This window comes from Mycobacterium sp. (assembly GCF_008709575.1).
Taxonomy (GTDB): Bacteria; Actinomycetota; Actinomycetes; order Mycobacteriales; family Mycobacteriaceae; genus Mycobacterium.
This window is the reverse complement of the sequence record NZ_VYIK01000138.1, coordinates 1-1,569: the sequence shown is the minus strand read 5'-3', so window position 1 is coordinate 1,569 and position 1,569 is coordinate 1. Positions and strand designations below refer to the sequence as shown.

At 68.5% G+C, this 1,569-nt stretch carries 1 protein-coding gene; it reads right to left on the bottom strand.

Going from position 1 to position 1,569, the window contains the following annotated elements:
- Positions 1-1,569, bottom strand: a 1,569-nt coding sequence (locus F6Q13_RS17275; protein WP_293059180.1) for a condensation domain-containing protein, incomplete at both ends; no start/stop codon positions are given.

Genomic DNA, 1,569 nt, shown 5'->3' with positions numbered 1-1,569 from the left:
ACACCCGCCGCCCCGGATCAGCCGTCATCGCCACCAACACCCGCTGCAACCGCGCGATCAGGGTCTCGATGCTGGCCGCGTCGAACACATCGGTGCGAAACTCCACCCTCCCGACAATCCCCGCGGGCTCGCCGGTCTTGCTCCAGCGTTCGGCCATGGCGAACACCAGGTCCATGCGGGCGGTGCCGGTGTCCAGCGGCAGCGGGGTGACCTGCAGATCACCCAACTCCAGCCCCGTGGCGGTTTCGGTGTCGAGCCCGGGCAGGTTCTGCCAGGCCAGCATCACCTGCACCAGTGGGTGATGGGTCAGGCTGCGGGTGGGGTTGAGCCGCTCCACCAGCACCTCGAAGGGCACGTCTTGGTGTTCGTAGGCGGCCAGGCTGCGCCGCCGCACCTGGTCTAAGAGCTCCGCGACGCTGGGATCTCCGCCCAGATCGACCCGCAGCACCAAGGTGTTGACGAAAAACCCCACCAGCTCATCGAGGGCCGGGTCGCGCCGGCCGGCGATGGGGAATCCCACCGCGACATCGGTGCTGGCGCTGATCTTGGCCAACAGCACCGCCAGGGCGGCCTGCATCACCATGAAGCTGGTCGCGTTGTGCGCCCGGGCCACCTGAGCCACCTGTTGTTGCAGCTGGGTGGGCAACTCCATCTCGACTCGGGCGCCGCGGTAATCGGCCACCGGGGGATAGGGCCGGTCGGTGGGCAACTGCAGCCGTTCGGGCATCCCGGCCAGCGCCTCTTGCCAGTAAGCCAGCTGCGCGGCGATGCGGCTATCGGGGTCGGCCAGATCACCCAGCTGGGCGCGCTGCCACAGCGTGTAATCGACATATTGCACCGCCAAGTCGGCCCAGTCGGGGGCACGCCCGGCGCATCGGCCGGCGTAGGCCACCCCCAGATCGCGCACCAGCGGGGTGATCGACCAGCCGTCGCCGGCGATATGATGCACCACCACCACCAGCACGTGCTCGTCGTCGCTGACCCGGAAAAGCCTTGCTTGCAAAGGGATTTCGGTTGCCAAATCAAACGTGTGCCGTGCCGCGGTGCTGATGGCCTCCTCGAGCCGGCTAGGCGGCCAGGCGCTGGCATCGAGGACCTGCCAGCCGAAGTCGGCCCGCTCGGCGGGCAGCACCAGCTGGTGGGGTATCCCGTCGGGCGCCGGGAACAGCGTGCGCAGGCTCTCATGGCGGCCCACCACGTCGGCCAGCGCCGCGCCCAGCGCGTCGACGTCAAGCTGCCCGCGCAGCTGCAACCCGACCGCCATGTTGTACACCGCTGACGAGCCCTGGAATTGGTCGATGAACCACAACCGGCTCTGCGCGAACGACAACGGAACCACCGCCGGGCGCTCGAGGGCCACCAGCGGCTCGAGCCCGCCCGAACCCGCACCGATCCGCGGCGCCAACTGGGCCACCGTGGGCGCCTCGAACAACGTCCGCACCGACAGATCGGCGTCCAAAGATTTGTTGATCGCGGCGATGACCCGCATTGCCGACAGGGAATCCCCGCCCAAATCGAAAAACGACTCGTCGACCCCGACCCGCTCCAGCCCCAACACCTGGGCGTAGA